Raw genomic sequence first — 7,316 nt, 5'->3', positions numbered from 1 at the left:
CTATACCAATAAAAACAAACAAGAAGTACTTGTATAGTTATCTTAGGATTATAAAAACAAGTGTACAGTTAAAAGTAGGATTATAAACAATAACTGTACAGCTATATTAGGACGAGACATATTTTATATTAGGTGGTCGGCTTGTGGTCGCATAGTGATCGCATAATGGTCACATAGTTTTAGCCACTTTTGATGCGACCATTATGCCATTATTATTCCATCAAAATACCATCAATGTCAATTAATTGACAATAATGGTAGTAGTTATTCAAATCTTCTAATTAAATAGGATGTACTTTTTAAACATAAACTAGATAGAAATAGATAGAAAAAGTATTTTTGCTAAAAAAAATGAAGAATATAGTCTTCTTACTTATCGCTATACTGCTTGAAACAATAGCTACTACATCACTTAAAGCAAGTGAGGGATTTACTAAACTAGTGCCTACTACGATAACATTAATCGGCTATGCAGGTGCATTCTATCTACTGAGCCTTACACTGCGTACTATTCCTATAGGGATAGCTTATGCATTATGGTCTGGTATAGGAATAGTCTTAGTCACAATAGCTGCCTACTTCTTATACAAACAAAAACTAGATACACCCGCATTAATAGGAATAGCCTTAATCATCATAGGGGTGCTAGTCATTCAATTATTCTCTAAAAGTCAGGCACATTAATTCTGTTTTGTAGGATACAGAATACAATTGTACCTTTGCCAAAATATCAAAAGTAATTATGCGCATAGACATTATTTCCGTTTTACCAGAATTAATAGAAAGTCCTTTTCAAGCTTCTATTCTAAAAAGAGCAATCGACAAAGGATTAGTAGAAGTACACTTTCACAACTTACGTGACTATAGTACTAATAAGCATAAGAATGTAGACGACTATCAGTTCGGTGGAGGTGCAGGAATGGTGATGAGTGTAGAGCCTATAGATAAATGTATCACAGCTCTAAAGGCAGAACGCGAATACAATGAAGTAATCTATATGACTCCTGATGGAGAGACATTAAACCAACAAATGGCTAATGGAATGTCAATGCTTAAGAATATCATTATTCTATGTGGACATTATAAAGGAGTAGATCAGCGTGTACGCGATCACTTTATCACGAAAGAAATATCTATCGGTGATTATGTGTTATCAGGAGGAGAATTAGGTGCTGCTATCTTATGTGATTCTATTATCCGCTTAATCCCAGGAGTATTATCTAATGAAACTTCTGCTTTAACAGACAGCTTCCAAGATAACTTACTAGCTCCACCTATCTATACTAGGCCAGCCGAATATAAAGGATGGAAAGTACCAGATGTACTACTAAGTGGTAACTTCGCTGTCATAGATAAATGGAGAGAAGATATGGCTTATGAACATACGAAAACAAGAAGACCTGATCTTTTAGAAAGAGAAGATTAAGTCAATTTTATTACAATATAAGAACTTAAAAATCTATAAAAAGAACGTAAGGTAAAAACAAAAACAGGGATAATCAGTATATCGATTATCCCTGTTTTACTTTATAAAATGGTCTAAATTCTATCTAAAATATTCCAATGTAGTATTGATCTGCACCAGCAGTAATCGTAGCACCTAAAGTTCCTTTAGCGTTAGTAGAGTTCACATCAAAAACATAGACATTCCCTTTACCACCTACAGATGCTAATGCGATATAGAATTTACCATCTCTTACTACAGAGTTTTGATAATCTCTTAACCATAATTTGCCAGGTACTTCAAGATTCACAATACTATTATTATTCAAGTCAATTCTAGCTAATCCCCAAGGAGCTGAGAAAGTTGGTTCACCTTGTGGGTTAACACCACTTTGTACTTGCTCATCACCTACTTTCTCATAAGGAATATATCCTATACCATTTCCTGCATAGAACCATCCATTACTTTGAGCAGATCTTCCTAGTAACTGACTCACATCATATTTAAATGAAGTATCGTATTTACCATTAACTAATTTTACAATGTTTAAGTCTTTACCGTTACTTACCATTTGCAAGATGTTTCCTTTCTCATCCATATGTTGAGTAGGAGTTCTGTATCCATTACTTGATCCTGTAACATGTTCTGTTTCGATTACACTAGCATTCTTTAAAGTAGGATAATCCAATACTAAAGTCATTGCTTTAGCTGTAGGGTCATTCTTTCCTGTAGAAGCATTAAACTTGCTAACAGCTGTTCCATAATAAATCTTATTACCTGATACTACAGGCGCATCAATACGAGAAATATAATATCCTGCAGTAGCTAAAGCTTCAGGTAATTTTAAATCAATAGCTTTATCAAAGTTAGCACCGAAACTCATCGTTTCTAAATCTAAAATACCTAGAGATAAAGTCATCTCGTGTCTTAGATACTGTTTATTATCAGCTCCACCATAAAGTGCTTTTTGCGTAATGTTATGAACAGAACCTACTTTATCATTCATTTTTGTAAAACGAACTGACTTACTTCCCAATGGAATAGACGCATCAATAGTACCTACAACATTATACACTGCATTACCTTTATATGCAATTTTATCTATCGTTCCCACTGTATAGTTTAAGCTATATATAGTAGCTCCATCTGTAGAAGCATATACTCTAGCCGTACGTGCTGACTTTACCTGATATCCTTTATTTGAAAAAGAAATATCTCCTTTAGAAATATCCTTTAGTCCTTGTAATAAAGTTCCTGAAGAAGAACCAGTTCCATTAGCAAAAACCATCTGAAAATCTTTAGTCCCATCTGGTTTCACTACTTCTCCTCCTCCATTTGAAGAATTGTCATCACTACTACACGAAGTAAATAAAGCTACTGCACACATACTTGCTAAAACAGTAGATCTTAATTGCTTAATTCTCATTTTATTTTATTTAGATATTAATGAATATGTTACTTTTCCGAAAAAACCTCTTCCCGGTTTTTGCAATCCAAAATTGTCAAAGACTTGTTTATTAAATACATTCTTAGCATCAACACTAAAAGTCCATTGACCAGATGGTAATGTATAAGAAAGCCCTAGATTACTTACTACTTGTTCAGGTATAATATCAAGATTATCTTTACCTACATTCGACCAGTTGCGCTTAAATTCGTTTACATAATTAAGATTGTAATAAACTGATGCTCTAGATTTCTTAGCGAATAAGTCATTGATATAATAGATTGCATTTACATTAAACTTAAATGAAGGTTCGTTTCTAATTTGTTGGCGGTAGTATAGATATGGCGATCCATACTTATCATACCTCTTATTAAATAAAACGTCAAACTTCGAAACATTAATAGACAGATTAAACTTATCCGCATACTCATAAACTGCTTCGATATCAAAGCCACGAGATAGAACATTATCTAAGTTCTCATACTTCGAGAACGTGAAGCTTCCTCCATTTATAGCTTCTCTAATCATTCCCTTAGTATCGCGATAGAAATAAGTCAGTCCAAGTCTTAGCTGATGTCCATTATATTTTATTCCACTCCAGTTAAAACCTATATTAAGATTATTGCTCTCTTCAGGAACTAAACTACTTCCTCCAGGTAAGAGATTATTATTTACATCACCGAATATCTCATTTGCATTAGGTAATCGTATGGCTTTTTCCCCTGATCCCATCAAATAAAAATCATTAAATAGCTGATAAGAAAGAGTTAATCCATACCCACTAAACGTAACATTCTCAGTAAATACATTTACGTCATAAACAGCCTGACCAGCTACTACTTCCTTTCGATATGGTTCATTAGATAATACTTTCTGATGATAATTCTTATAGAATATATTGGTACGTAGTCTATTATTAAAAGCAATATTCTCATAAGTAAAAGCGAAAATACTCTTCTGTAAATCTTTCGTATTCGTTAAGATTTGCAATCCTAATGGTTGTAGCTCATCAGTATTATCACGAATAAATTTGTTATGCATATAAGTGGCATAAACCTTATTATTCTCATTGATATCATACCCTATAATAGAACGAATCATACTGATCTTATCTTTATTTATTCCCAGTGTTTTAGCATCTCCTACTTCTGCTCCTGTTGTATACATGACATAAGATCCGTTAGGGTTGCGCAATGGTTTACCTGACCAGTCATACATTCTACCAATTGTATCTATGGCTTGTCTATCTACATGAGAATAACTACCGTCTACTTTAACAGATAACCCCTCTATCAAGAAGTCTTTCTTCGAATAACTTAAAGTCATTACATTAGACGAACCTCTAGTATGTCTATCTCCATAAACTAGATCCATCGTTATACCGTGTTGAATCTCTTTATAGTCTCGAGAAATAATTCCTCCTATCATAAACCTATCAGCCCACTTCACACCAGTATAACCAACCTCTACTTTAACTCCTTTAGACTTATAGGTATCGTTAAAGCGCTTCGCTTTTTGGTTAGGGTATACATTTCCTCTATGATCTTTAAATGCGATATTCTCCCCCCACACTTTATAACTATTATCACTATAATTAACGAAAGCTGAAGCTTCTGTAGTCAGTCCGTTTTCTAATCTATAGTTACCTGCTATATTCCATTGATGAGTATTAAACGATCCTCCAGAATAGGAAGTAACTAAGGAGCTACGACTGCGTTTTTTTAATATTATATTTACAGCTCCACCTAGTGCATCATCACTTAGATATGCCGGCACTACACCTTTATAGACCTCAACTCTATCTATTAAAGCAGGTGGTATACTACTTATAGAGAAAGAGGCTCCATAATTACTAGCAGGTACACCATCTATAAATATGCGAACCGCATCTCCTGATAATCCATTTAGATTAAAATTAATTCGAGAACCTAGTCCACCATCTTGTCTTATACGCACACCAGCAGTACGATCAAGTATTTCTGCTGTTTGCATTGACAGGAGTGATGCTTCTTTCATCTCAATCACATTAGCAGCAAATCCCTTAGTCTCTAGCTCACGCTTCTCTGTCTTCACAGAGATAAGCATTTCGTCTAGATTAAAGGCTTTAGATTTTTTGACTGTAAAGAGATACTTCTTGGAAGAGTCATTAAAATCAATTGCTAATTTAAAGTCTGCAGCTTCTATCGACTTCACTTCTATCGTATGTTTACCATAGGCTAACTTCTCAAACTCAAAAACACCATGCTCGTTAGTTTCTGAATACATTGCTCCATTATTAAGATTAACAGTAGCATAAGCAACAGGTTCTCCAGTATCAAACTTTACAACTCCAGTAAATGTATTTGATTGAGCTAACGTAACTAATGGTAACAGTAGTATTATAAAGAATAATAAACCACGACTAAAACGATCATTAAGACTAAAAACGCTTTTGACTGTATAACTTTTCAAAGTAGATTGAGAAAAACTACAATTAACAAATATGTTTGACACTTCCTTTTATATTAATTTTTATCAATAAAAGACACCTATAATTAAAGATATTATACGTAGTCTTAATTAGAAGCAAACATAATTAGGTTTTGATTCTTAGTTTATTTCAATTAGGGATAAATAAATACACATAACGGATTATTTTAATTAAATCTAAATAATACACTACATTTACAGTAATAAATAACACACACTTTAAATATGTACTTAACAACTACTTATTATAACGAAGAATTAAATCAAGAGTTTAATATAAGCACTCCGAATACTTCTAATGAAAACTTGAATTATCTAAAAGAGAAGAACCTCAAACTAGGTAAGTATTATATAAGTGCTCAAGAATTTAGATTGACGACTGCTTTATCTTTAAATATACAGCCTAGTGCTCCAGGTGTGTTAATGATGTTCTTATTAGATGGAGAGCAATACTACTCTCACCACATCATTAAAGAAGTTAAAAACAAAGAATATACATTTGTCATCCCGCCATCTAAAGAGACAACAAAACAAATATTCATACTTATACCACAAGAAGTAATATCAGATTTAAAAAAAGAGTTACTAGTTGATCTAAAGTTTAATAACCTTTCACCTACTATAACGATTACTGATATTACAAAGCATAACTCTCTTCTCTCTACAGAGATGAAATCAGTATTGATAGATATCAATGCCTGTCAGAGAAGTGGCTCATTTAAACAAGTATATCTTGAAAGAAAAATAGCAGAACTACTCTTCTTACAGTTAGAGAATATGACATATGACAAATCTCTGTTACACATCACTGATGTGGATAAAGAGAGAATGCATCAAGCAAGAGAGTTAATCGTTCAAAACATAACTTGCCCTTGTTCTTTAACTAACTTAGCCAAACAAGTAGGGACAAATGAGTTTAAACTAAAGAAGTTTTTCAAAGAAATCTTTGGCAATACTGTTTTTGGATATTTAAACGATTATAAAATGACCAAAGCGAAAGAAATGCTACAAGATGCTGATTTAACCATATCAGAAGTAGCAGATAACCTTGGTTTTAAATCACAAAATCACTTTAGCACTGTATTTAAAAAACACTATGGTTATTCTCCTAGCGAAATCAAAAAGAATATAGTCAGCTTAAAAGAGCACGTTGCGAATTCATTACAGAATGCTCGAAACTATATCTCTATCTTTTTTATAGAGATAATCGAATCAACTGATTTATATCTTTATTCTATATTATAAATTCAAAAAACAGTATTAACCAACAGAATAGCAACTAGTTATTTACTAAAAATAATTAGTTATTATTCTGTTTTTATTTTTATATTTGCACACGATTTGGATCAACCTCTGGCGAGGTCCGCGAATGTTGTTCTGAAAAATAACTTTTATACATTTTTACAATGGCAGATTTAATGAAATTCGTTCAAGACGAATTAGTTACAAAGAAAGATTTTCCTCAATTTGGTGCAGGAGATACTATTACAGTTTACTACGAAATTAAAGAGGGTGACAAAAAAAGAACTCAGTTCTTTAAAGGAGTAGTTATTCAAAGAAGAGGACACGGTGCTACAGAAACTTTTACAATCCGTAAAATGTCAGGTAGTGTTGGTGTTGAGCGTATCTTCCCAATTAATATGCCAGCTTTAGAAAAAATCGAACTTAACCAAAGAGGTAAAGTACGTAGAGCTCGTATCTTCTACTTTAGAGAACTTACAGGTAAAAAAGCAAAAATCAAAGAAAGAAGAAGATAATCAACTTTCTAAGAGTTATAAGAAAAGAGATTGTACACAGTACAGTCTCTTTTTTTTGTCCTATAACTTAGCTAATAATATAACAACCTATTCTCTCTACATCACACCCGTGCGGTTGCTTGCCTAATTATAGCGGTTTCATTGAGGTTTTCCTGCTCAGAACACTTGTTTCAGCAACAACTCCTCACGAATACTGCAC

The 7,316-nt window shown here is 32.9% G+C and carries 6 protein-coding genes; 4 read left to right on the top strand and 2 right to left on the bottom strand.

All coding sequences use genetic code 11. The features are described from left to right. Positions 1-351: 351 nt before the first annotated feature. Positions 352-684 (top strand): multidrug efflux SMR transporter, encoded by a 333-nt coding sequence (locus tag CF599_RS15730; protein WP_121966938.1) that lies wholly within the window; start codon positions 352-354, stop codon positions 682-684. A 58-nt stretch (positions 685-742) separates the two neighbouring features. Further along, positions 743-1,426, top strand: a complete 684-nt coding sequence (gene trmD / locus CF599_RS15725) for a tRNA (guanosine(37)-N1)-methyltransferase TrmD (RefSeq protein WP_121966937.1) — start codon at positions 743-745, stop codon at positions 1,424-1,426. Between the two features lie 124 nt (positions 1,427-1,550). Here the strand turns inward: trmD and CF599_RS15720 are convergent, their stop codons facing one another. Both CF599_RS15720 and CF599_RS15715 read right to left on the bottom strand, forming a co-directional pair. Continuing rightward, a complete protein-coding gene (locus CF599_RS15720) occupies positions 1,551-2,870 on the bottom strand; it encodes a hypothetical protein (RefSeq protein WP_121966936.1) in 1,320 nt (439 codons plus the stop codon). 6 nt (positions 2,871-2,876) lie between these two features. Further along, a complete protein-coding gene (locus tag CF599_RS15715) occupies positions 2,877-5,342 on the bottom strand; it encodes a TonB-dependent receptor plug domain-containing protein (RefSeq protein WP_158221791.1) in 2,466 nt (821 codons plus the stop codon). Positions 5,343-5,585: 243 nt separating this feature from the next. Between CF599_RS15715 and CF599_RS15710 the strand changes: the two genes are divergently transcribed. Further along, positions 5,586-6,605, top strand: a complete 1,020-nt coding sequence (locus CF599_RS15710) for an AraC family transcriptional regulator (RefSeq protein WP_121966934.1) — start codon at positions 5,586-5,588, stop codon at positions 6,603-6,605. Positions 6,606-6,766: 161 nt separating this feature from the next. Next, entirely contained in the window at positions 6,767-7,117 is a 351-nt protein-coding gene (gene rplS, locus CF599_RS15705) for a 50S ribosomal protein L19 (protein ID WP_121966933.1), read from the top strand. Positions 7,118-7,316: the final 199 nt, after the last annotated feature.

The sequence above is a fragment of the Myroides sp. N17-2 genome (assembly GCF_002286775.1).
Lineage (GTDB): Bacteria > Bacteroidota > Bacteroidia > Flavobacteriales > Flavobacteriaceae > Flavobacterium.
The sequence above is the reverse complement of the archived record's forward strand: the minus strand, read 5'-3'. Positions and strand labels throughout refer to the sequence as shown.